The organism is Nostoc sp. (genome assembly GCF_036917355.1).
In the GTDB taxonomy this organism is placed as follows: Bacteria; Cyanobacteriota; Cyanobacteriia; order Cyanobacteriales; family Nostocaceae; genus Nostoc.
This window is the reverse complement of record NZ_JBALDP010000048.1, coordinates 39,052-61,957: the sequence shown is the minus strand read 5'-3', so window position 1 is coordinate 61,957 and position 22,906 is coordinate 39,052. Positions and strand designations below refer to the sequence as shown.

The window sequence follows — 22,906 nt, the reverse complement described above, 5'->3', positions numbered from 1 at the left end:
ATATTCATCTTGTTATTTTATTCAAAAATTGCCAAAACCATTCATTTCCTTCGGGAAAGTTTACCTCTATGAGAGGTGCAAAAGTACGTAACCGTTCTAAAGTAGCTTCTATAGACTCATTGAAAATTAATGCTGCTAAAAGTACACGAGTAGGATGAATATCATCTTCTATCCAAGGTGCTTCACCATCCATGCTTTTGGAAAAAATTAATAAATATTTTCTGATTTCACTTTGACTATATGATAAGTAAAGACTTACTAGAGGTACTTTTAAACCTAAAGGTTCAAATTTTTTAAGTTGATTTATGATTGTATCTATTGACTTTCCTAGACTATTTGCAGCAATAATAATGTTAATAGTAAATATTGGGACTTCTAACCAAGGACTATTTCCATTTAAATTCTTTGAGAACAATATTATATCTTCAGAGGTGATAGAGATATTGTCTAAAAGCTCGCTAGCAAATGATGGCAATTTTATTTTCAGAACTTCTAGTTTTTGCAGCCTTTTAAAAGTGTTAGCAATTGACTCATTTAATCTATCTGAGGCTATAATTAAATGAATAGTCGATATTTCTTCTAAAAAAGGAGCCTTGCCGTCTAAATTTTTAGATATGGCTATTAAATCTTGTTCTGTTATAGATATATCTTTAATAGTTTCTAAATCGAGTTGAGGTAATTTTAAACCAAAAACTTCAAAGCGTTTCAACTTTACAATGATACTAGCAATCGGCTCACTAAAATTTTGTGAAGCTAAAATTAAATGAATTACTGATATTTTATCTTCCCGTAGAGGAGTCTTACCATCTAAATTTGATGAAAGAAGTAGGATATCTTCAGGAATAATTGAAAGTTCACTAATATATTGTAAATTTACTTTAGGTAACTGTAGCCCTAAAGTTTCAAATCTCTGCAATCTTTTAAAAATTGTATCTATTGGATGACCTAACTTTTGTGCACTTCTGACAATATAAGCAACAGATATTTTATCATCAAATAATTTATGGTTTATAAATCCTAAATCATTTTTAAATAAATTTATATCTTCTAAAGTTAGATTTAAATTATCTACTATTTCTGGCTCTACCTGAGTTACCTCTAATCCTAAAAATGCAAATCTTTGTAGTTGCTTTATTATAAAAGATAAAGGCTTATTAAGTTTTATAGAAGACAAAATTATCTGAGCGATAGAAATTTTGCCTTGGATATATCTAGGATATCTAGTATGGGGATGTTCCAAGTCACAAGATAGTATCAAGCTATCCTCTGGTGTTGGTATTGGACAAAAATCAGGTTGTATTTCTATAAACTCATTTTTATATAACGAAAGAGATAAATTATTTAGTCCATATTGCTTCCATAGAAATAGACGATAAGGAAATAGCCACCAAGGCATTCCAAAAAGATTGAATAAGCTTTCAAATGAAGATGTATCAAAGCTCAATAGATGAGCATCACCAGCAAAACAACCTATTTCAGCAATAGGTAGTTTTAAGGTATCATTGTGCCATCTTCCTAGTTTGATACTTACATTATTTATGCTCAGAACATCAAATATATGTGCAGCAACTGCTGTCCAATCATCTGAAAGACTCCACAGCCATTGAAAATTTAGATGCTGCCATTTTATTAGTGCCTCTGAATTGTGGATTAGTAAATGGCTAATCCATTCTTTGTCTAATTCTACAATTTCTGTGCGATCTACCGTGAGTTTGGGATAATTGTTGCCGCGCAAATTTACAATAAAACAAGTTTGCCTTTCACCCGTAAAAAGTCCATCAGATAAGATACATCCTTGCTTATCGTATTCGCTGTATCTACTACTTGCTACCCACCATACGTCTGTATCTCCTACCTTAAGGTATTTGTCTTCAGTCAATTCCGGATGTTTTAGTTGCTCTGGTTCCCATATTTCCTGTTTACTAGAATGTTGGGCTTCTGTTCGGAACTGTGCAACCCATAGGAGTTCACGTAATGTTTCAACACAAGAAATTAACTGATTTTCGTAGTGAGTTCGGTTTAAATAAAGACGTACTCGCGTCCCTGAATCAACCCCAATTGCCAATTCTTGAACTCGAAAGAGTCCACTACTTCCAGGTATACGTACCCTTAATTTTTGTTCAGGTTTGCCCTTACGATCTAACCGACAGGTTTCCAACTCTATCTCATCAGCCAACATGAAGTAACTAAGAACACCTACCCCAAATTGGCTATTAGGATATAACCGAATCGGCGGATTACATTTTAGCCACTCTGCTTGTTCTTCAATGAATTCAGGTAAATCAGCAAAGCGACGACCTGCACGAGCAAAACACTGTGACAGATGCTGTTTACCCATACCAATGCCGTTGTCTTCGCACTCAATATATTCTCGCCCATTCTCATCTTTTGCCTGACGAAAGATGATTCGTCCTTCCCATGTCTGGTCTTGTCCTTGATATTTTCCTGTCTGCTTAAGATATGTCAGCCTTGCCTTACGGTAACGGCAAGCATCAAGAGCATTTTGATATAACTCACGAATTGCCAACCGAGGATCGCCATAAAGCTGTTCTCCCATGAGCAACTCCCGCACTTCATCATGGGCAAGTTGGAAGTTAACGTGTGGTGTTTGATAAACTGCTACACCATTTTGCTTCTCAGCAATAATTCCATCGGGCGATAAGTGTACTGGCAAACCAACCAGCATCTCCATATCCACCCTTTTCACTTCTACTTGCCGAAGAATATGAGTGAGAACCAGATTAGCTTGCTCAACGTGTTCTTGCATAACCAAATCTACTGCTGGATGGAGGCAAGTAACGCATAGTGTGCGCCCTCGTCCAGAAGGATTCCAACGAGCTTTTGCTATTGTGCAACTTATATCGTTAGGTGTCAGGGGGTCTGACAAACCAATATGGTCTATTAACACATCAGGGAGAGTGCGGATATCAATAGCTAGCAATCCTGCCAACTTCAGCAGATAAGCTACCATCTTTTCCCGAATTTGCTGCTCTTCTGAATAGCCACCCACTGTTAGTCTTGGCTGTAGAGCTTCAGGACGGTCATCACGACTAATACGCTCAACGTCTGCAAACAAGCAACGGGCAAGTTCCAACAAACGCTTTGGTGTCAATGTCTCCTTGGTCAGACGTGAGCTACACTGACTCACACTTTGCAAAGATTGAAGCAAATTGCTAGAAAGTTGACCACCTTCTGATTCTGGCATCCAAAGCTCAAGTGTTTTCAGCAGGCAGCGGTGTAGTAGCCATGTCATAACTATATCTTTATCTCCTGTACGACCCTGATCTTGGAGACGTTGGGCTTTACGCACGAGGCGAGGATTACTCTGATGTACTTTATCTATGCCACTCCGAAGACCAGTTTTCGGGTTAGTTTCCTCTAAAGATAGTGGATTTGCCTTAGCTACTTGTACCAAACCACTAGCTAGAACTGCTTCACGTACAAATGGTGCAGTTACTACTAACGCTGTTTCAGCATCTGTCAGTTCAATCGGAGGATCGGAGCGAAACACAAGCAAATCTAGTGCCTCTAGCACTCTGATTGGCAGTGTCTCATCTCGCCACTGATCTTGGGGAAAACTATTGATTGCAGCTTTCCATTCTTGCCAACAAGCAGCTAACACTTTAGCTACCTGCTGCTTGAGTTGTGCAACTATTGAATTTGCTTCAGTGCCTTTATTTTTCCAAAGTTGTGATTGTAATGCAGCTTCAGACCACGGGTCACTAGCTTTACCTTTCACTGCTGCCGCAGTAACACTTTCACAAATTACCCGTGATAAGATATTATCATCGACAGCACTCTCAGAAGCATAGTAAATTTTTTGTGACTGCTTCCCTTGTTCTGCTATCAAAGTATTGAGTCTTGCCTGAGTTTCGTCAAGAACTTCTTTTAAAGTACAGGCGAAGTGCTGTGGATCTAACACCTCAGCCAGAGCTTTGGAGAAAAGACTAAACCCTTGTTCATTTCCTACATACTGACTGACCTGACCAGGCCCACAGGCAAACACCATTATAAAACTACGCTGTAAAGCTTGTCGCCGATCACCTCTGCTCCAGCCAGCAAGATAAGTATCTTTGAAGCCTAACTTAACACCTTCGCGGCAAGCATCAATGAAAAAAATAATCGTCTCTGCACCTGACTGATCAATAATGTCACCTATATCTGTAGATACCAAGTATTCTTCAACATACTCGGCATCATCTAACACCGCATCGGATGGAATAAGGTAATCTTTACCTCTATAATGCATTCCATGTCCTGAGAAATAAAGGAGCAGTGTCTCTACTCCTTGCGCCTCCTTGCATTCCCGCCGTAGCGCTTGTAACAATTTACTGCGCCCAGTCTGTGAAATTCCATCTGTACCTAACGAGCGGATAGTAAAGCCAGATTTTTCTAAGGAGGCATGAAGGTTTTCTATATCTCGACAGACAATGGGTAGATTGGTAATAGCATCACTTTCATATTCAGGAACTCCAATTAGTAGCGCTCGACGTTTTTTCATTAACTACTCCGCAAAAGTTAGAGTAATTGCCCCTTTGCCACCTACCTTAGCTGTACCAATTAGCTCCACACCACCTTCAGCATTCACCTCAACTTGAATTGTGACTTCTTTTAGCCGAAAGCCGCCAACCTTCTTAATATCATTAAGCAAAGTAGCCACTCCTTGGCATAACTTGTTTAAGTTATCTCGAAGCAGTTCCGTGGGAATATCGCGTAAAATTACTTCTGCATCAGGAGAAAAAATGCCTTTTACTTCTTCGTCTTTGTCGGGCAGGCTCACTAAGATTGGAATCGTCTCCATCATTTATACCTTCTTCTAAAGTTTTGGAGAGAGATAAAATTTACAAACGACCAAGTATCAATTTTAGCGTAAGTGTAACATAACATAATAAAATTGCTTATAAGTATAGTTACTAGATTTATCAACTTACTATATGGGAGTAAACAAAGGTGTATTGTCCTTTTAATTAACCTAAAAGTGTGATATTTGTAAACTGTTAAAGTCTAATTACTCTGAGATTAGCACCTTGTTTGATAAAATTTTGCAATGAATGCGGAATAAAGTTTCTTCTTGTCTACACATTTATGAACTTTTACACAACAGTTTTGCGAAATAGTGCGGGTTATTGGGTTGCTTTATGCTTAGAAAATGGACTTGTAGGACAAGGGATAAATCCAGAAGCAACAATCAAGCAACTTAATGAAGCGATCGCATCTTTTTTGGAAGTCTATAAAATAGAACCTGATATTTACCATGCTTCACTCACTATATAGGACTCCTATTTGATTTTTGAACAAGACTCAGTACGGATCTATCCATTCTTTCCTGTTCTCTGTCCCCTGTCTACGCAACTAAATTCAGGAATCAAACCGGATTTCTATAGAAGAATTACATGAGTTTCGCTTGTGTAGTAGCGAATTATATTCGCCCAATCTTTTCAAACATTGTCTTATGCCCACCTAATTTTTAGCGTTTCCAAGAGGAATATTAATGACCAGTCCATCTTTTATAAATGAACAAAATCTCTATGAACAAGACTTTTACTTGTGGACACAAACAATTGCCCATCAGTTAAAAGAAAATAATTTTAATGAAATAGATATACCTAATTTAATTGAAGAAATTGAAAGCATGGGGAGAAGTGAAAAACGCGAGTTAAAAAATCGATTAATTGTGCTATTAATGCACTTACTCAAATGGCAATATCAACCAGAAAAACGCAGTGAAAGTTGGCGAAGTACCATTTCTGAACAACGTATCTGTATTGAAACATTATTAGAAGATAGTCCAAGTTTGCAACCTCTACTTGCAGAAGTATTTGAGGATTGTTATCAAAAAGCTCGTCTCAAAGCATCTGAGGAAACCGGGATTCAAACAAATTTCTTTCCTAAAGAATCTCCTTTTACACTAGAAGAAACCTTAAAAAATAGTTATTAGGTTGCATTAATTAATTTTGACTTGGAATTAAACAAAGTTTTGGCTATTGGGTAGCTTGATGCTTTATTAAGACTTGGAACTATAGGATTAAGTAAACGACATAAAATGAGTTTTTGTCAGTGTAAGACACTGAATCAGTATGATAAATCGGCGTTGCATAAATGTGGGCTGAATTGGCGGTTGAAACCATTGAAAATTCTTTCAAAATTGGGCGAAATCATCCCATGATTCACCAACACCGATAAATCCTCGATCTCAAGAAAGTTTACATAAAAGTGTATAAGGTAGCCCATCGTAGACTTCGGATATTAATTGCTGTACGATCACTATCTCACTAATTTTTTATACCAACCATAATTCATGTCTTCGTCCCCGGATGTGCCTATAGCCTGGGACTTGCTGCAATTGTTCGACGAAATTCATACTTGTTAGTTATCCATTTTTCTTCACCCTGCCCAACCTAGTTGGGAAGTGTTGGGGGTTAAGTCTATGACTCAACTTAGAAGCATAGGCTATATAGCCGTGACAATGGGGCTGAAGCAGGAAATGTAACTGTATTGTAACGCTGGCTTTAGTTGACGTTGCAAAAGTTTACATTTAGAATGGAATCGTCAAAAACAGATAAGTATTTATTCTTATTTATCCTGATAATTTGACATTCAATGAGTATATGTTCTTATCTATGTCAAAAATTTAATATTCATAGAGTTAAAGAATGTTTACAAAAGTATTGATTCCTTAATATAATTAAATTAAAAGCGATAAGCCAAACTGATTGTCAGAAGTGATGAATGCTATTGAATTTCCCTGGCTAACAGCCATAATCCTCTTACCCTTGGTGGCTGCCTTAGCCATCCCCCTAATCCCAGACAAGGAAGGTAGAACTGTTCGCTGGTATGGTCTGGGAGTTGCTTTTGCCGACTTTGCACTGATGATTTATGCCTTTTGGTATAAGTACGACTTCCAAAGCTCAACACTCCAACTTGTAGAAAACTATCCTTGGATACCGCAGTTAGGTTTGCATTGGGCTGTGGGGGTTGATGGTTTATCGATGCCCTTACTACTTCTGACAGGCTTAATAAATACCCTCGCAATATTCGCGGCTTGGAAAGTTACCACCAAGCCGCGATTATTTTATGGTTTGATGTTAGCGATGTACAGCGCCCAACTTGGCGTATTTGTTGCCCAAGATTTGCTGCTGTTCTTTCTGATGTGGGAAATCGAGTTAGTGCCGGTTTACCTGCTGATTTCCATTTGGGGAGGACAAAACCGCCGTTATGCCGCTATCAAATTCATTCTTTACACCGCTGCTGCATCAATATTTATCTTGATTGCCGGTTTTGCAATGGCATTCTCTGGAGATACCGTCACTTTCGATATGGCGACTCTAGGAATGAAACAATACCCCAAAACCTTGGAATTATTGGTTTATGCAGGTTTCTTAATTGCCTTTGGTGTAAAGTTACCAATTTTCCCTTTACATACTTGGCTACCTGATGCCCACGGTGAAGCATCAGCACCCGGTTCAATGATTTTGGCTGGCGTGTTGTTAAAAATGGGTGGTTATGCCCTCATCCGCTTCAATGTGGAAATGTTGCCCAATGCCCATGTGACTTTTGCCCCAGTGTTAGCAGTTTTGGGTGTGGTTAACATTGTCTACGGTGCTTGCTGTGCCTTTGCTCAAACCAATCTCAAACGCCGTTTGGCTTACTCTTCAATTGCCCACATGGGGTTTGTGCTGATTGGGATTGCCTCTTACACAGAGCTTGGTATCAGTGGTGCAGTGTTACAGATGGTTTCCCACGGCTTAATTGCTGCTAGCTTGTTCTTCCTCTCTGGCGTGACTTACGATCGCACCCACACCTTAATGATGGATAAAATGGGCGGTATGGCTAAAGTAATGCCCAAAACCTTTGCTCTGTTTACCATTGGTTCAATGGCTTCTCTCGCTTTACCCGGAATGAGTGGTTTTGTGGGTGAGTTGATGGTGTTTCTGGGTATCGCCAGCAGTGATGTTTACAGTTCCAGTTTCAAAGTTGTAGTCGTTCTGCTGTCAGCGGTTGGCGTGATTTTGACACCGATTTATTTACTGTCGATGCTGCGTCAAGTGTTCTACGGTGAGCAAAGTCAAGATTTGCACTTGGATGCTGTAATATCTGATGTCAAACCCCGCGAAATATTTATTACTGCTTGTTTGTTACTGCCAATCATCGGAATCGGGTTTTATCCCAAGTTGGCAACGCAGACTTATGATGTGAAAGCAGTAGAATTAGCCGCTCATGCTCGTCAAGTTTTACCAGTTGTTGCTCATCAACAACCATCAAGTCTGTACTCGCGTATTTTCTCTGCACCAACATTGGCTACTTCTCAAGTTGAAAGTTCGATTAACATTTCTGAGTAAATTAACTTCCCATTAAGGGGTCTGCAAGTAAATTCTAAATATTAGGAGAAAAAAGGGGTGGTTTCATAACCACCCCTAAAATTTTAGAATTATTGAGTTGAAATAGATTTTTAGGTAAGGGCAATTCATGTAGACGCATTCGCGTAAGCGTCTGTCTGCGACATACTGCGCGTTCGCGTAAGCGTCCCGCAGGGAACGTAGAGAAGCGGCTTTCCGCAGAGTATTGCCCCTGCCTAAAAATTATTCAAACTTGAGAGTTCCGTCAATATTGGTAATGTGTTCATTAAGATCAATGTATGTTCCGAGAGATGTTTGCTTATCAGCTCTTTCGCATTCAGCACGCAGTCTGCTAGCACCAGCTAGACCAATATTGTCGCAGGTCAGAGCAAATTTCTCTCCATCCCAGTCTAATGTTCCATCAAAATTGGCGATATATGGATTTAAATCGATAGAAGTTGTAGAAGGAGTATATCCATCAGCTTTTTCACAAGTAGCCGTTAAAGTTGAGCCATCAATACTAATGTCTTTACAAGTCTGAGAAAATTGACCAGTTGCCCAAGCGTTAGCGGTGACTAAATTAAAGCTCAGAAAGATAGCACACAAAAAAGCCGCACAAATTTTCAGCATTAGTCCTCTGTCCTCAAGTAGATAATTGGTTGAATTAACCAAGAGAACATTTTATACTTTTGTATTTTTCTCTATTTAAAAATAATAGTTTTTAACTATACCTGATAGCGATACATGCTCTACGAGATACTACGCAAACAACGACTCACATCACTATCCCATTAATGCAACAATTGTTTTCAAGCTTGGACAATACCCGGATTTCTCACCACATCTCTCAAAACCTTGTGCAGGGGAGAGTTCTTCTACAAGTTCTTTCCCCTCTGCCTTTCTGCCCCTCTAACCTCAAGCTTGTGAGAAATGTGGGAATAGACTTATGGCTACCGAATCACTTCTAATAATTTTGCCCTAGAGCGTGAAGAGATTATAGTGAAGGCAAGTAAAGTAGCCAAAAAGCAATTATGACCACCAACTTACCTGTAGTCAAAGAAATTATACCAATGATCTTGCAATTGCAACCTGCGATCGCCCGATGCAGCGTGGATAAAAAGCGATCGCAGGGAAGCTATACCGTTGCATGGGAACTCCGACAAAAATTTGCTGCAATGCAACGTCTCTACATACTTTTTCACCAAATGTTTAATACAAAAAGATAACGACATAAATATCTCTGTAGCTTTAATGTTAGTTTTATTCATATCCCAGTAGACTCCAGTCTGAATCCTGACAAAATTTAAGTTTTAATAAGTACCGTATTTCCTCACAAGTTCCTCACATTCTTTTTAATCAGATATCTCAATATAAGGACAAACAACATAAATATCTCTGTAGTTTTAATATTAGTTTTGTTGATATTTCAGCAAACTCCAGTTTGAATCCTGACAAAATTTAAGTTTTAATAAGCACCATATTTCCTCACAAGTTCCTCAGATTCTTTTTGTAACTTCAAGATAGAGACACTCAACTATTGCAATTAATTAGCTTGAGAGTTTACAGCCTTCTTGCGTGCGTTGGGGTCTTTCGGCAAAAGCTAGACTACCTCTTTTTTTAGCAAAGGTATTAAGGCTTAATTCTACTTTTGCATCTGTAGGAGAGTTCTCTCATGGATTTTACAGAGAAAGTGCCATTTTTGAATCTCAAGACTTTAGGCTATTACAGGTGAGTCTTACGTAGGTGATGCTATACCTACACTAAGTTAATTCCTGCCACAGTTAAAAACGATTTAGTTTCTAAATAAAGTAAATCTTCTAGAGATTTATCCTGCACTAGTTAAATAGTTGAGGGAAATGCATTTTGACTGCATTTTCCATGAAAAAACAACTTTAACAACATAGGTACAATCAATATGAACTTTAAACAATTTGGTGTATTACTATCTCTATCTACAATTCTTGGAATGAATGTGCTTACGACCAAGGTTTTGGCTGAAGAGCCTAGTATTACTTTTGGAGATGCACTCGGTTCTGGTGGATGTAGTGTTGCCGATCAGCTTCCTGGAGATGATGGTAGAAGCTTATCGATCGTCTTGGATAACTTTAGTGCATTCAATGGTCAGCGTCAAAAGTGTATTTTGCGCGTTCAAACTTTTATTCCAAGTGGTTTCATCGTCCAAGATGTACAAGTACTGTACCAAGGAACTACTGATATTGATAGAGGGAGTAGAGGTACCAGCTTAAGCAGAACTTATAGCTTTAGTGGTGGTGCTCTTGGTCAAGCCGTAGCTCCCCCTAAAACTAGCAAGTTTACATCTAGTAAGGCATTTGCGGAGCAAGATGAGATTACTGTTCTAGCTGCTACAGGTTTATGTAGTGGTGGTGGGCAAGGACTATTAGGTATTAATATGATTGCACAATCCTCACGAGGAAGTTCTATTTTCGTTGATACAGCCGATATCAATGCTGGGGATGTAAGGCTTTATTTTGACCTAAGACGTTGCTAGTCCTTGCTTTTAGCGATTCTGCTGATAGATGGTGATACACCGAACCAAATTCCAAATTTGGTGGTCTTCAATGAGTGATGGGTCTAAATCCCCCACTCATTGAATCTACCGAATGTATTCTTCTTTAAAATTAAAAATTTCTGTTGATGGAGAGGAAGTTATGTTGAGATTAAGTGATGCACGTAATTTTTTCATATTAATGTGCTTGTTTTTTTTCTATTGTTATGATGCCAATTCATCTAGCACTGCTACTGCAATAGACAACCAGCCAAATTTTTTGGTTAATAGGAGATGTAATATAAGTTTCGACCCGCAAATAAATCAGTTTACACTTCGCGCTCCTATAACTGTAAATGCACAATCGCCAAGGGCTAGATGTATCGTTAGAATTGATACCTCTAATACTCAAAAGCAATTTAGGCTCGTGCCTTTAGCTTTAAAAGGTGTAGTAAAGAAAGCACCAGCACGAGTAGCTATCACATCATTTTTACTTGGCGATAAACCAACTCCATATCAAATGATCTATGGAAGTGCTATGAATTTTGATTTGACTAATCAAATACCTCCAACTAACTATACAACTACAGGAAAAAGTGTTTTAGGCGTTAATTTAGTATTAACAACAACCGGAGGAGAATTAGAGTTGACAGAAATGAAGTTTGCACTTCAACAACAATAAAATTTGGTTTTAGTGCTCCTTCAGGAGAAAGGTGAAGAACAGTAATATGCTGGGGTGGTGCGATCGCTTGTGAATCTGAATGAAAACAGAAATTTACCATTCAAGTTTCTAGTAAAACAAGCTGGTATTTAGGCGGTGAATTTTACTTTTCAGTCTGATTAAATCACCATATCTTTAACCATCTATGAAGCCCTTGGTGGCTGCTATGACAATGCTGACAGCAGGATGATCAACTGCTTTTTCCAGAGCTTCTGATCCTGCTTCTTTCAGGGCATTGACAATTCGAGCTTTCAATTTTGGCTTTTGTTCTATTTCCTCTACTGCTTTGACGCCAACCATCGCAGTACTAGAATATTCCTGTGACAGTTGATCTAAAAGTTGTTTAATATCTTTTGCAGCTTGTGCCAAGTTTTGCGAGTTGTTGATTTGAGTGCCGATTTTATCACGCATGACTTTATCGCCAGCAACGTTATCCCCAGAACCGTATTGATTTACTGTTGACATTGGATTGTTTTCCTTTTGACTAATTTTATTTTGTTGTTCTTGAACTTGATTTAGGTTGATATATATATTAGATGGTATTTGCGGAGATTGATGAGGATTCGCTTCAATCCCTAACTGCTCTAAAAACAACCTCTCTTTACTTCTATCTATCACATCATCAATTAAGCTCAAAACATTAGCTTTGAAAAAGCTAATATCACATTCAACATCATATTTTTGTCTAACAAGGCGATTTTTTAAATTTTCAAGCTTATAAAAATGTGGCTCTTGGCTATCTTTGCAGGTGAAACAATTACAGGGAATTAACTTGTTGTACTTTAGTCGCTTATTATACGAGTCATGAATTTTATCGAGTTCATGTGTAACTATGGTCATCAAATCTCTTTTGTGACAACCTGAAACTCGAATCTTAATCTCCCGCTTGCCGTAATATTCAATCACCTCTGCCTTTGTCTGGTCTTTGCTGAGAACAACACCGCTTTTCCAAACACATTTTTGTTCATTAATCAATTCATGGATGACGACAATGAACTGGGTGATGATCCCTTTGGGCATGAACTCGTAAGTGTAACGCAAAATCAGGTTGTCAGTTTCATCCCAGTTATAGGGTGGTTGATTTTCAGTTAGCAATTGTGGCGCAATGTAAGTTCCTTTGCTTCTAGGGATTTCATAGCATAGTTTGAAGTTGATCATTAACCGCAAGAGTTCATCTTGCATCGTGGCGTATTCGTCTTCATACCAGATGATTGCCAAGTCAGACTTTGTAAATTTGCCCAGGTTGCTAATCACTGTTTCATTATCTAGGACTTTATAGACTGCATCAGTTCCCCACTTGGGTTTGAGGATGACAGTTTTGTTCAAAAGTGAGTCTTCCTGGAAGTGCAAGCATACTCCCAAATCATGCAGATAGCCACTCAACTGCAACTTATCATTTCTTTGGGTGAACCCATTTTGTTGGCAGATGTTTAGGTATTCATCCAAGCCTATGTAACTGCGCGTGTCACTCTCCAAAGCTTCCCGAACTTTAACCCAAGTTTTTGGGAGCGGACTGCCAATATGGGGCAGGTTTTTAACGTGGTGCTTGATTTGTTTTAAAACCTGTTCTAAACCTCTGTTGGTAGCAAGGTTTGTTGATAAAGTCTCCTTTAAATTAGTAAACTGTCCCCGTAACTGGAGTTCATTAATCTCCCTGTGGCGGTTTTGCTTCTCGTTTTTGATGATCAGCAGCGGACTGTTATCGCTCAATAGTTCTACTACATTCAACCAGTAATAAAAATCTGTGTCTTCCTTGCGAGTATCTGCTACTAAGACATAGAGTGAACGCTTGGTGAGGAAAAACTGGTGAGTAGCGTGGTAAATCTCTTGTCCCCCAAAGTCCCAGATGTTGACTCGAAATTCTCGCCCATTTTCCATTGGTAAACCCCACTGGATGACCTCAATTCCCTCTGTACTATCTTCCTCTTGGAGTTGATAATTTTGGTCTTCAATCTTCTTTGCCAGCGTTGTCTTTCCTGCTCCTCCTTCGCCGACAATTAGTAACTTTACTTCATACAGATAATCTTCCCCCGCTTCTGCTAACTGTCTAAAGTAATTTTTTAATTGTTCAACATCTACACTCCCAAATGGTTCAGACCTTATAATTTCTGGTGGTAAGTTTTCTATATTATTCTTAAACAGAATTAATTTTTTTAAGCTTTTTAATTGCAATATTTTAGAAGATATTTCTTGTATTTTATTATGACTTGAATACTCTATATATTTTCTTTCTCTTATATAATAAGAAGCATAATTTTCCAATCTTAATTCTTTCAGAAACTTTAATTTAAAAATAGAATTAGGTATTTCATCAAAGTTATTATTACTTAAATCTAGGAATTTCAGTTTTTGAAGTTGAGCGAAAGCTTCTGTTAAATAAGATAATTTATTACCACTTAAGTCTAATGAGATTAATCCTTTTATTCCAATAATCCACTCCGGTAATGTAGTTAATTCATAACCAGTTATACTAAGACTTTTTAGATTTTTTAGCTGAATGAGGCATTCTGGAATAATAGTTAATTTATTAAATCCAAAATCTAGTTTTGTCAATATTTTTAAATGAGTAATCTGCTCTGGAATTGATGTTAATTCATTCCCGGTTAAATTCAGAGAAGTCAGTTTTTGCAGGCGGGTGATAGCTTCTGGCATCGTCCTTAATTGGTTGCCGCTTAAATTTAGGGAAGTGAGTTGTTGCAGGCGGCTAATGGCTTTTGGCAGCGTTCTTAATCGGTTGTAGCTTAAATCCAAGGAAGTGAGTTGTTGCAGGCGGGTGATGGTTTCTGGCAGCGTCGTTAATTGATTGTGGCTTAAATTCAAGGAGGTGAGTTGTGACAGGCGGGTGATGGTTTCTGGCAGCGTCGTTAATTGATTGTGGCTTAAATTTAAAACCTCCAACCATTCCAGTTCAAACACCTCAGTAGGAATGTCTGTTAATTTTTCCTTGTCATTAGTACGTAAATCATTGCTTAAATCTAATCGTTTAAGCTGTTTCTCTTTCGCTTCTCGGATTTTTTTAAGAAAACGTTGAGACGTGTTTGCCATACTGAAGTTCACCTGTCAACGAAAATTATATGTAATGCCCCTGATTCATTGGACAATCTCGCAACCATTAGTATCTTCCACTAATCCCAACAACCGCCATAGATTAGAAACCTCTGGCTCATAGCGAAAGTCCTCTTCAGAGGGCTAAATTCTTTCCAGACTTAGGTTTTACTCTACTTGAGTGGCTTTGGCTATTGGTTCCTGGAACTTCGAGTTTTAGGCGATCGCGGCTACTAATTAAGAATGCTGCAAGATATCAAAGCAATCTACTATCCTGTGTAACACTACACGAGTGCTAATAATTTTTACTGAATCTAAAAAGAATTTATCATTACCAATAGCTTAGATTGGCCTTGTAAACGAGTCTTTAATACTCGCGGACGAGTCTTTGATACTCGCGGACGAGTCTTCGATACTCGTGAACGAGTCCTTAATACTCGCGGACGAGTCTTTGATACTCGCGGACGAGTCTTTGATACTCGTGAACGAGTCTTTAATACTCGTGGATGAGTCTTTGATACTCGCGGACGAGTCTTTGATACTCGTGGATGAGTCTTTGATACTCGCGGACGAGTCTTTAATACTCGCGGACGAGTCTTTGATACTCGTGGACGAGTCTTTGATGGTTATTTTACTTCTTTAGCTGTTTTTTACGCGACTTCTCCAGCCTGAAAAATTTGTTCAGCAGTTAAATTCAAGTCTGGGAACGCTGGCGAGTGAATGCGATCGCTTCCCCTAAATTGCCTAACTTGATACTCACCTTCAATTAATTGGTAAATCGAGATAGTTGGTTGTTTAGGATTGCCAATAAACCGCCTACCACCTAAACCTAGATAATCTACAATCCAATATTCAGGTATTTCAACCTCCTCGTATTTACCTGCTTTGGTAAAATAGTCGTCTCGCCAGTTGGTACTTACCACCTCAATTACTAAAGGAATTGATGCCGCTTGGCTTACAGTAGATTCTTTTTTCCACAGAGGTTCATTTACTAAATTAGACTTATTCAACAACATTACATCTGGTGAGTAAGCTGCTTCGCTATGAGTCGGTTTAATGAATGCTGTTTTGGGGATAAAATAAGGTAGTTTTAAACGTTTGTATTCTGTAACTATTTCCCCAACTAAAAATCCAACAATCTGTTCATGTTCGCCTGTGGGAGGAGCCATTTCTACAATTACTCCGTCATGCAGTTCATAGCGTCGTTGTGAGTTTTCTGGATACCAAGCGATAAATTCATCAAATGTTACTAGTTTGCGTAAGGTTTGAGTCATACTTTCCTCTTGCTTTAAAGTCAGATAAAAATTTAAACCTTAGCCATCTAAATTACGCGACTTCTCCAGTCCGAAAAATCTGTTCAGCAGTTAAATTCAACTCTGGGAACGCTAGCGACTGAATGCGGTCATTTCCTCTAAGTTGCCTAACTTGATACTCACCTTCAATTAGTTGGTAAATCGAGATTGTTGGTTGTTTGGGATTGCCAATAAATCGCCTACCACCTAAACCTAAATAGTCTACAATCCAATATTCAGGAATGCCCAAAGACTCGTAATCTTCTAGTTTCAAAGCATAATCATCACTCCAGTTGGTTGAAACAACTTCTACAACCAACTTGACGGAACTACCCAGCGTAATGATAGATTCTTTTTTCCAGCGTGGTTCATTGCTGAGAGCTTGTCTATCAAGAACAATGACATCTGGTTCATAACCTGAATCAGTGTTAAGTGACTTGATGACGCATTCTTTAGGGATAAAGCAAGGGATTGACAAACGGGCGATTTCAATAAACAAAGAACCATTTATAAACCCAGCTATCTCTGAGTGCTTCCCTGTTGGCTTAGGCATTTCAACAATTACCCCATCATGTAGTTCATAATGCCTGTCTGAAGATTCGGGATACCAGGCGATAAATTCATCAAATGTTACTTGTTTGGTTAAGGCTTGAGTCATGCTTTGCCCTTTTGCTTGATGTCAAATTTGACCCCTCTCCAAACCTCTCCCCGACACGGAGAGAGGCTTAATCAACGAACTTAGGTTAAACTTTCGCCGCAGCAGCATTTGGTAAACTCACTTTCAATCGCTTAAACATCGCTTCTCGTGCTTGTACAGCGAGGCTATCGTCAAAAGGTTCTAAGGTAATTTCCTGTTGATACTTTAGCCGCAGTGCTGTTTGAATTAACCAATCGGCGACAAAAGGATTTTTTGGTAACAATGGCCCGTGGGAATAAGTAGCGATCGCATTCTGATAAAATGCTCCTTCTGTCCCATCTTCACCATTATTTCCCAAACCGTATACCACGCGCCCTAAAGCTTCCACTTTTCCCAACTTGGTGCGTCCGCCGTGATTTTCAAAGCCTACCAAATATGGTGTGCTACCCGTCATCTCTTTTAAATCCCGCGCTAGACGGGAAGCTGTCACTTCAATTACCAAGTTGCCAATACAGCGCTTAGTATTTTCACCAGGATGCACGGAGACTAAATCGAGTATTCCCAAACCTTCAATTCGTTGTCCTAATCCTGGTTCATAATAATGTCCCAGTAATTGGGGTGAACCACAAGTAAATACTCCTGGTGTTCCATTTTCGATTTTCTCGCGCATCGCGTCAGCTTTCGCACCTTGTAAATCACGCATGACTATTTCTTGCTGACGATCTTGTGCGCCACCACCAACGATTACATCTACAGTTTTAATATCTGCGGCTGTAGAATTTTGATCTAGGGGTAACACTTTCACATCGTATCCCCGCCATTGAGCGCGACGTTCTATAGTAATTACATTACCGCGATCGCCATAAGTACTCATCAGCGTCGGATAAAGCCAACCAATTGTTAATTCTAAATTTTGAGAAGTCATAAATTTAGGGAATGGGACGATTACAAATGACAAATGACCAATAACAAATGACAAATTTAAAGAATTTTCCGACCAGTCAGAACTTCTCGCACTTCTAACATGGCTGAGTAGGTAGGTAGAATATGCAAAGTTTCATTCTCTGGTGTATGCTCTAATGCAGTTGCGATCGCTTGTCGTAAATCTTCTTCAACTATTAAATTTAAGTTGCTATTAAGGGACTTTTGGCTGTAACGTAGACGTAGTGCCATATCATAGACGCGATCGCCACTCACTACTAAAGTACCCCCGCGTTCGACTAATTTCTCGGTATCCACGTCCCAAATCCAGGATACATCAGTGCCATCGGGTGTGCGATCGTTCAATACCAGCAATGTGGTTTTATCTGTGCTTTGAGTAACTACGCGAATGGTTTCATTCGTTCCCACAGGATTTTTCGATAACAGAATCCGCACTCGTTTACCGTTAATTACTAAATCTTCAGCCCGACCAAAGGCAGCTTGAAAGGTATTAATAGTATCTCTGATTGTTACTTCATCAACTCCTAACTCAATAGCCGCAGTTGCAGCTGCCAAAGTATTATATTTGTTATACAAACCAACCAGAATTTGCGACCATTCACTACTTTCAAGAGTAGGTTTACTTTTACTAAAACCACACTTGGGACAAGTAAAATCTCCCAAATGAGACAAATAAACACCCTTGTAATTTAGGGAATGTCCACATTTGGGACAATAAATAGAATCAACAGCGTGAGGAATTGCTTCTAGATAATGTTCTGGTTCATTCAAGCCAAAGAATAACACCCGTTGGGGTAACTGCTGACCGAGGTTAGATAAAGTTGGGTCATCAGCATTAGGAATTACCACCGTTTCTGCTGGTAGGGTAGAAATAACTTTTGTCCAACGCTTACTAATTGTATCTACTTCGCCGTACCTATCGAGTTGGTCGCGGAACAAGTTTAAACAGAGAATGATTCGCGGCTGGAGTGGCGCTAATACTCTTGGTACAATATTTTCATCAACTTCCAAAATGGCATAATCAGTATTTAGCGTACCTAGTAAGTTGGTGCTTTCTAACAGCGCCGTCATCAAGCCATTTTCCAGATTTGCACCTGTAGAATTATGAGTGACGCGAAAACCTTTGCGTTCTAATATCGTGCATAAAAGCAGCGCTGTAGTAGTTTTGCCGTTAGTACCAGCAATTAAAATCACCCCGTTTTTAACTTGCTGACTCAATAATTGTAAGAGTCTGGGTTCAATGCGACGAGCAATCGAGCCTGGTAATACACTAGCAGCACCCAGACGGAGCGATCGCACTATAAAAGTGACACTCTTTGCCACTGACACCGCGAAACCCAATCGCAGTCTATCTATGAATTGTATTTTGTTTCCCACATCTGTACCCTAGTGTTCTGGCGGTTGTTAATTAAAAGTGCAAATTTAATCTTGTGAGTTTAGCGAATCCTGGCTAAAAAAGCCAGTATTCGCAATTTTGAATTTTAGACTTCCTGCGGAATGCTACACATTGCTTGCTTCCTCAGAAGGGTAGGGCTACGCTCAGTCCTTCGACTTCGCTCAGGAACCATCGAATGATTTTGGATTGTTGGGTTGCGCTACTTTACCTTTGTTTTGAATTCTGCGTAGCTATACCAGCCACTTGCGAGAGATAATCTCAGTAGGCGTTATCTTAAAAAATAGTGCGTGGGCGTAATTACATATCTAGCCCAGTTGGCCAAATTCAGCACAAACTCACAACAAGTAGTAGCTTGCAAGGTTCCTTTTGATGAATAGCACAAAGTTTCTTTTTTTACATAAACAAATTACTAGCTGGCAAAGGTGGTTATCCAAATGCCTGTTGTTGCTTGTAAGTCTTTTCATTATAAGTATGCAACCTGCATCTGCTGGTCTGAATAATGATTTATATGATGGCAACATCTTTGTCGTTTATGCTGGGAATGGTTCATTGGTTCCTCCCAGACAGACACTCGCACAGACTTTAGCGGAACATAAACCCGTGTTTTTGGCTTTTTATCTGGATGATAGTAGCGATTCCAAAAGATATGCCATTTCCATTTCACGGGTACAGGAATTCTATGGTCGGGTAGCAGAGATTATGCCGATTAATGTAGATACTATCCCGCCTAAAGAGACCTACGATCCAACAGAACCAGGATATTACTTTGCTGGGAGTGTTCCTCAAGTCGTGGTGTTAAATAAATCAGGTGAAGTAGTTTTGAATAAAAAGGGTCAAGTACCTTTTGAAGATATAGACGATCAATTTCGTAAAATCTTTGATTTATTACCACGCACTGAAACAGCACAGCTAAAGCGGCGAGCCTTTAACGAGTTTAGTAGTGAGTTAGCTAAGTAAATTATGGGGTAGACCAATTTGGTCTGCCCTAATTTTTAGTTATATCTGTTACTACATTGCCACCAAGGTCAAAGCATAATATTGAAATATCTGTCTTAACAATTGAGGAAATTAATCCATAGTCTATAGTCCGTAATCAATGCCCATTGTCCAATAATTAACTAGAGTGTATTCTGATGTCAAAGGTTTACACCACCCAGGAACTAATTCAAATTTTGGCAGCCGAACGCCAAGCTTGCCTCAAAGGAAAACGCTTAAAGTTAGAAATAAAAGTCTCTGGCAATCCTGTAATTGACCAGTTTATCAGAACTGATGGGTTGCAACAGTTTACTGCCTATCAAGATTTCAAAACTGCAATTCACGAGTATCAGAAAGAAAATCGAGTTTCCGGTATTATTTGGCGAGAAGTGACAGTTAAAGGAAAAAGCTTGCACTATCCCGAAATAGATACTGAGTTAATTGCCCTCAATGGTGACTTAGAGATATTAAAAGCCGCTAAAAATTCCATCGTAGAATTTTGGTATGAAGTCACTATAGGAATGGATTTATACTTGAGTTTCAATAATAGTAAACAACACCAACAAATTGCCACATCTGATGTAGAGAGAATTGTTCAAAGAACAGAGTGGGCAAGTTTGTGCAAGTGGGAAAATTCTAACTTTTTGGAAATGATTTTGCAGTTAGGATGGGGTAAACCAGAAGAAGCTTATTATAAACGAGGAAGACCGCGATCGGGTAGTGAATATATTCATGCAGTCAATCCCGGAAATCGCCCCATTGGTTGATTGATGTGTTGGGTAGGAATACTAAAACCCATGACAAAATGACGGACATAATTGCGACATAATTGTGTTTACTTTGCTTTCTTAATAAGGCACTCTATCTGTAACAGAAATTTTACCTGTACAGATAAGTAGTAACATGAAAGTACGTGATGTAATCAAGCTACTGGAAGCTGATGGTTGGTATCTAGATAGAACTAAAGGTAGTCATCGACAGTTCAAACATCCTGATAAACCCGGTGTGGTTACAGTTCCAGGTAAATCGTCTGACGACTTAGCCCCTGGTACTCTCAGTAGTATTTGGAGGCAAGCACAGTTATAAGGAGAACCGCAATGCAGTATGTAGTGGTGATTGAAAAGGCTGAAGGTAATTACTCTGCTTATGTCCCTGATTTACCAGGTTGTGTAGCTGTGGGTGAAACTTTAGAAGAAGTCAAGCAGATGATTGCAGAAGCTATTGAATTTCATATAGAAGGAATGCTAGAAGATGGTTTACCTATTCCTAAACCTACAAGCATCGCTCATGAGGTTGAAGTTGCAAACTACAGCAAAATATAATTATAGAAAAATACTAAATTAGCACTAAACAATCCTTCTAGATATTTTGTAAAGTTAGTTTTGAAAGTTTATAGTAAGGACTTTAGTGCTTAGAAAACAAGGACTAAAGTCCTTACTACGAACTTGTTGACAAATAATGCTTATCGACTTTGAACTATGGACTCTTGACTAGAGTTTTCAAGTTCTGGAAGTTCTACTCTGGCGGGTTTCCAGCCTCCTGCCCAAGCAAGGCATAGATGACGGAAGCGATCGCCCCGCACCTCAAAATTCGGGTACTGGTCGAAACTTGCACAAGCTGGAGATAGCAACACCACAGGCGCTTGATACTGCTTGGCTAATTCTGCCGACTTGGGAATTGCCCTTTCCATAGTTTCCACAATATGGTAGTTATGATACCCCACCTCTCGGAGACGTTTGGCAAAGGCGGGTGCAGCAGAGCCAATCAATAACACAGCAGCAGCTTTGGTTTGAATTTGTGCTAGCCAGGCAGTATCATCACCCGCTTTAGCTTCTCCACCAGCAATTAAAATCGCTGGACTGTTAACCGATGCTAAACCAACTTCAGCCGCATCATAGTTGGTGGCTTTGCTGTCGTTAATGAAATCAATACCTTCCCATGTGCAGATATGCTCCAAACGATGGGCAACACCAGGAAATTCCCGAACTGCAAGTGCGATCGCATCACGATTAATTCCCGCTAATCTTGCTGTTGCTACTGCCATCAACAGATTTTGCTGGTTATGTTCTCCCACCATTCGCAAACTAGATACTTTCACAATCGGTTCTGGTGTCGAGGTTGCAGTCAATTTTTCCACAACCCAGCCGTCTTCAATGTAAAAGCCTTTTTCGCTAATCAAAAAATCTTTTCCTCTCACACTTGTCCAATAGGCATCAGGCCAAGCACTTAAACCTAGCTGGCTCAAGTAGGCATCATCGCCATTGAACACTTGCAACTCAGACTGACGTAATAATTTGGCTTTGATGTTGTAATAGTTCTCTAAAGTCTGATGGCGACTAAGATGATCCGGTGTGAAAGTCGTCCAAACACCGATCCGGGGAGCAAGAGAGCTAGAAGATTCTATTTGATAGCTGCTAACTTCCGCAATCACCCAATCAACATGATTTTGGATCGCAGTTCCTTCACCTCTGCCCCCCTGCCCCTCGGCCACTGAGCGACTTGCCCTGAGCGGAGCCGAAGGGAGCCGAAGTGCTGTCCCCTGTCCCCTCTGGGATAGGGCAACTTCACAAGCAGCGTAGCCAATATTACCGCAGGCGGGTGCATTTAATTCTGCTGCTTGGAAAATGGCAGCAATTAGAGCTGTGGTAGTAGTTTTGCCATTAGTGCCAGTAATTCCTACCCAAGGTAGCGATCGCAAATTTCGCCATGCGAGTTCCATTTCGCCAATGGTTTCAATACCTAGTTGGCGTGCCTTAATTAATACGGGAATATCCCAAGGCACACCAGGACTAACGACTATTAATTGGGGTAAATTAGCACCATTCAATTCTAGGGATTGTCCTAGTTTAACGGTTATTTGCTCGGCAGCGAGTTCTTGTTGTTGTTCTAGGAGGGTTTTGGAGGTGTTGCCATCACTCAGCTCTACCTCCCAACCTTCCCATTTCAACAATCTCGCCGCAGCAACACCGGACTTTCCCAATCCAACAACATGAGCTTTGGACATAGATTGCAAGCAGAGTGTCCCTGGTTAAGCACTCCCTATAGTAGCCTTTCTT

Annotated in this window: 19 protein-coding genes; 10 read left to right on the top strand and 9 right to left on the bottom strand. The window is 39.5% G+C overall.

Translation table 11 applies throughout. The features are described 5' to 3' along the window. Positions 1–4 precede the first annotated feature (4 nt). Both V7K53_RS14475 and V7K53_RS14470 read right to left on the bottom strand, forming a co-directional pair. The gene (locus V7K53_RS14475; RefSeq protein WP_335198208.1) at positions 5–4,501 is read right to left on the bottom strand and encodes an HD domain-containing protein; all 4,497 of its coding nucleotides are present in this window, start codon (positions 4,499–4,501) and stop codon (positions 5–7) included. Between the two features lie 3 nt (positions 4,502–4,504). Continuing rightward, complete coding sequence (locus V7K53_RS14470; RefSeq protein WP_334767871.1) at positions 4,505–4,804, bottom strand: Pepco domain-containing protein; 300 nt, start codon at positions 4,802–4,804, stop codon at positions 4,505–4,507. A 281-nt stretch (positions 4,805–5,085) separates the two neighbouring features. Here V7K53_RS14470 and V7K53_RS14465 point away from each other — a divergent pair, with 281 nt between their 5' ends. From V7K53_RS14465 to V7K53_RS14455, 3 genes are all read left to right on the top strand, one after another. Then, positions 5,086–5,274 carry a type II toxin-antitoxin system HicB family antitoxin gene (locus tag V7K53_RS14465; protein WP_335198206.1) on the top strand — a complete coding sequence of 63 codons (189 nt, stop codon included), beginning with the start codon at positions 5,086–5,088 and terminating at the stop codon, positions 5,272–5,274. 217 nt (positions 5,275–5,491) lie between these two features. Then, on the top strand, positions 5,492–5,938 hold the full coding sequence (locus V7K53_RS14460; RefSeq protein WP_335198205.1) for a DUF29 domain-containing protein: 447 nt from the start codon (positions 5,492–5,494) through the stop codon (positions 5,936–5,938). Positions 5,939–6,725: 787 nt separating this feature from the next. Next, on the top strand, positions 6,726–8,339 hold the full coding sequence (locus V7K53_RS14455) for an NAD(P)H-quinone oxidoreductase subunit 4 (RefSeq protein WP_335198203.1): 1,614 nt from the start codon (positions 6,726–6,728) through the stop codon (positions 8,337–8,339). A 240-nt stretch (positions 8,340–8,579) separates the two neighbouring features. Here the strand turns inward: V7K53_RS14455 and V7K53_RS14450 are convergent, their stop codons facing one another. Then, positions 8,580–8,966: a CVNH domain-containing protein gene (locus V7K53_RS14450; protein WP_335198202.1), complete on the bottom strand. Its 387-nt coding sequence runs from the start codon at positions 8,964–8,966 to the stop codon at positions 8,580–8,582. 401 nt (positions 8,967–9,367) lie between these two features. Here V7K53_RS14450 and V7K53_RS14445 point away from each other — a divergent pair, with 401 nt between their 5' ends. From V7K53_RS14445 to V7K53_RS14435, 3 genes are all read left to right on the top strand, one after another. Then, positions 9,368–9,562, top strand: a complete 195-nt coding sequence (locus V7K53_RS14445) for a hypothetical protein (RefSeq protein WP_335198200.1) — start codon at positions 9,368–9,370, stop codon at positions 9,560–9,562. 689 nt (positions 9,563–10,251) lie between these two features. Beyond that, on the top strand, positions 10,252–10,845 hold the full coding sequence (locus tag V7K53_RS14440) for a DUF4360 domain-containing protein (RefSeq protein WP_335198199.1): 594 nt from the start codon (positions 10,252–10,254) through the stop codon (positions 10,843–10,845). A 112-nt stretch (positions 10,846–10,957) separates the two neighbouring features. Beyond that, positions 10,958–11,524, top strand: a complete 567-nt coding sequence (locus V7K53_RS14435; protein WP_335198198.1) for a hypothetical protein — start codon at positions 10,958–10,960, stop codon at positions 11,522–11,524. 174 nt (positions 11,525–11,698) lie between these two features. Here V7K53_RS14435 and V7K53_RS14430 read toward each other — a convergent pair whose 3' ends face one another. The 5 genes from V7K53_RS14430 to V7K53_RS14410 form a co-directional block, all read right to left on the bottom strand. Beyond that, positions 11,699–14,608, bottom strand: a complete 2,910-nt coding sequence (locus tag V7K53_RS14430) for a COR domain-containing protein (RefSeq protein WP_335198197.1) — start codon at positions 14,606–14,608, stop codon at positions 11,699–11,701. Between the two features lie 650 nt (positions 14,609–15,258). Beyond that, positions 15,259–15,882: a Uma2 family endonuclease gene (locus V7K53_RS14425; RefSeq protein WP_335198196.1), complete on the bottom strand. Its 624-nt coding sequence runs from the start codon at positions 15,880–15,882 to the stop codon at positions 15,259–15,261. Positions 15,883–15,934: 52 nt separating this feature from the next. Beyond that, the gene (locus V7K53_RS14420; protein WP_335198194.1) at positions 15,935–16,558 is read right to left on the bottom strand and encodes a Uma2 family endonuclease; all 624 of its coding nucleotides are present in this window, start codon (positions 16,556–16,558) and stop codon (positions 15,935–15,937) included. A gap of 85 nt (positions 16,559–16,643) precedes the next feature. Then, positions 16,644–17,462 (bottom strand): type 1 glutamine amidotransferase, encoded by an 819-nt coding sequence (locus tag V7K53_RS14415; RefSeq protein WP_335198193.1) that lies wholly within the window; start codon positions 17,460–17,462, stop codon positions 16,644–16,646. 56 nt (positions 17,463–17,518) lie between these two features. After that, on the bottom strand, positions 17,519–18,856 hold the full coding sequence (locus V7K53_RS14410) for a Mur ligase family protein (RefSeq protein WP_335198192.1): 1,338 nt from the start codon (positions 18,854–18,856) through the stop codon (positions 17,519–17,521). A 388-nt stretch (positions 18,857–19,244) separates the two neighbouring features. Here V7K53_RS14410 and V7K53_RS14405 point away from each other — a divergent pair, with 388 nt between their 5' ends. The 4 genes from V7K53_RS14405 to V7K53_RS14390 all read left to right on the top strand — a co-directional run bounded on the left by V7K53_RS14405 (position 19,245) and on the right by V7K53_RS14390 (position 21,172). Further along, the gene (locus tag V7K53_RS14405) at positions 19,245–19,832 is read left to right on the top strand and encodes a thylakoid membrane photosystem I accumulation factor (protein ID WP_335198191.1); all 588 of its coding nucleotides are present in this window, start codon (positions 19,245–19,247) and stop codon (positions 19,830–19,832) included. Positions 19,833–20,008: 176 nt separating this feature from the next. Next, positions 20,009–20,617 carry a hypothetical protein gene (locus tag V7K53_RS14400; RefSeq protein ID WP_335198190.1) on the top strand — a complete coding sequence of 203 codons (609 nt, stop codon included), beginning with the start codon at positions 20,009–20,011 and terminating at the stop codon, positions 20,615–20,617. 136 nt (positions 20,618–20,753) lie between these two features. Beyond that, on the top strand, positions 20,754–20,936 hold the full coding sequence (locus V7K53_RS14395; protein WP_335198189.1) for a type II toxin-antitoxin system HicA family toxin: 183 nt from the start codon (positions 20,754–20,756) through the stop codon (positions 20,934–20,936). A gap of 11 nt (positions 20,937–20,947) precedes the next feature. Beyond that, positions 20,948–21,172 (top strand): type II toxin-antitoxin system HicB family antitoxin, encoded by a 225-nt coding sequence (locus V7K53_RS14390; protein ID WP_289796608.1) that lies wholly within the window; start codon positions 20,948–20,950, stop codon positions 21,170–21,172. Between the two features lie 140 nt (positions 21,173–21,312). Here V7K53_RS14390 and murD read toward each other — a convergent pair whose 3' ends face one another. Continuing rightward, the gene (murD, locus tag V7K53_RS14385; protein WP_335198188.1) at positions 21,313–22,854 is read right to left on the bottom strand and encodes a UDP-N-acetylmuramoyl-L-alanine--D-glutamate ligase; all 1,542 of its coding nucleotides are present in this window, start codon (positions 22,852–22,854) and stop codon (positions 21,313–21,315) included. Positions 22,855–22,906: the final 52 nt, after the last annotated feature.

Coding starts and splice junctions, on each gene's coding strand:
- V7K53_RS14475 (WP_335198208.1), bottom strand. CDS start 4,501: ATGAAAAAACGTCGAGCGCTACTAATTGGAGTTCCTGAATATGAAAGT.
- V7K53_RS14470 (WP_334767871.1), bottom strand. CDS start 4,804: ATGATGGAGACGATTCCAATCTTAGTGAGCCTGCCCGACAAAGACGAA.
- V7K53_RS14465 (WP_335198206.1), top strand. CDS start 5,086: ATGAACTTTTACACAACAGTTTTGCGAAATAGTGCGGGTTATTGGGTT.
- V7K53_RS14460 (WP_335198205.1), top strand. CDS start 5,492: ATGACCAGTCCATCTTTTATAAATGAACAAAATCTCTATGAACAAGAC.
- V7K53_RS14455 (WP_335198203.1), top strand. CDS start 6,726: ATGAATGCTATTGAATTTCCCTGGCTAACAGCCATAATCCTCTTACCC.
- V7K53_RS14450 (WP_335198202.1), bottom strand. CDS start 8,966: ATGCTGAAAATTTGTGCGGCTTTTTTGTGTGCTATCTTTCTGAGCTTT.
- V7K53_RS14445 (WP_335198200.1), top strand. CDS start 9,368: ATGACCACCAACTTACCTGTAGTCAAAGAAATTATACCAATGATCTTG.
- V7K53_RS14440 (WP_335198199.1), top strand. CDS start 10,252: ATGAACTTTAAACAATTTGGTGTATTACTATCTCTATCTACAATTCTT.
- V7K53_RS14435 (WP_335198198.1), top strand. CDS start 10,958: ATGTATTCTTCTTTAAAATTAAAAATTTCTGTTGATGGAGAGGAAGTT.
- V7K53_RS14430 (WP_335198197.1), bottom strand. CDS start 14,608: ATGGCAAACACGTCTCAACGTTTTCTTAAAAAAATCCGAGAAGCGAAA.
- V7K53_RS14425 (WP_335198196.1), bottom strand. CDS start 15,882: ATGACTCAAACCTTACGCAAACTAGTAACATTTGATGAATTTATCGCT.
- V7K53_RS14420 (WP_335198194.1), bottom strand. CDS start 16,558: ATGACTCAAGCCTTAACCAAACAAGTAACATTTGATGAATTTATCGCC.
- V7K53_RS14415 (WP_335198193.1), bottom strand. CDS start 17,462: ATGACTTCTCAAAATTTAGAATTAACAATTGGTTGGCTTTATCCGACG.
- V7K53_RS14405 (WP_335198191.1), top strand. CDS start 19,245: ATGAATAGCACAAAGTTTCTTTTTTTACATAAACAAATTACTAGCTGG.
- V7K53_RS14400 (WP_335198190.1), top strand. CDS start 20,009: ATGTCAAAGGTTTACACCACCCAGGAACTAATTCAAATTTTGGCAGCC.
- V7K53_RS14395 (WP_335198189.1), top strand. CDS start 20,754: ATGAAAGTACGTGATGTAATCAAGCTACTGGAAGCTGATGGTTGGTAT.
- V7K53_RS14390 (WP_289796608.1), top strand. CDS start 20,948: ATGCAGTATGTAGTGGTGATTGAAAAGGCTGAAGGTAATTACTCTGCT.
- murD (WP_335198188.1), bottom strand. CDS start 22,854: ATGTCCAAAGCTCATGTTGTTGGATTGGGAAAGTCCGGTGTTGCTGCG.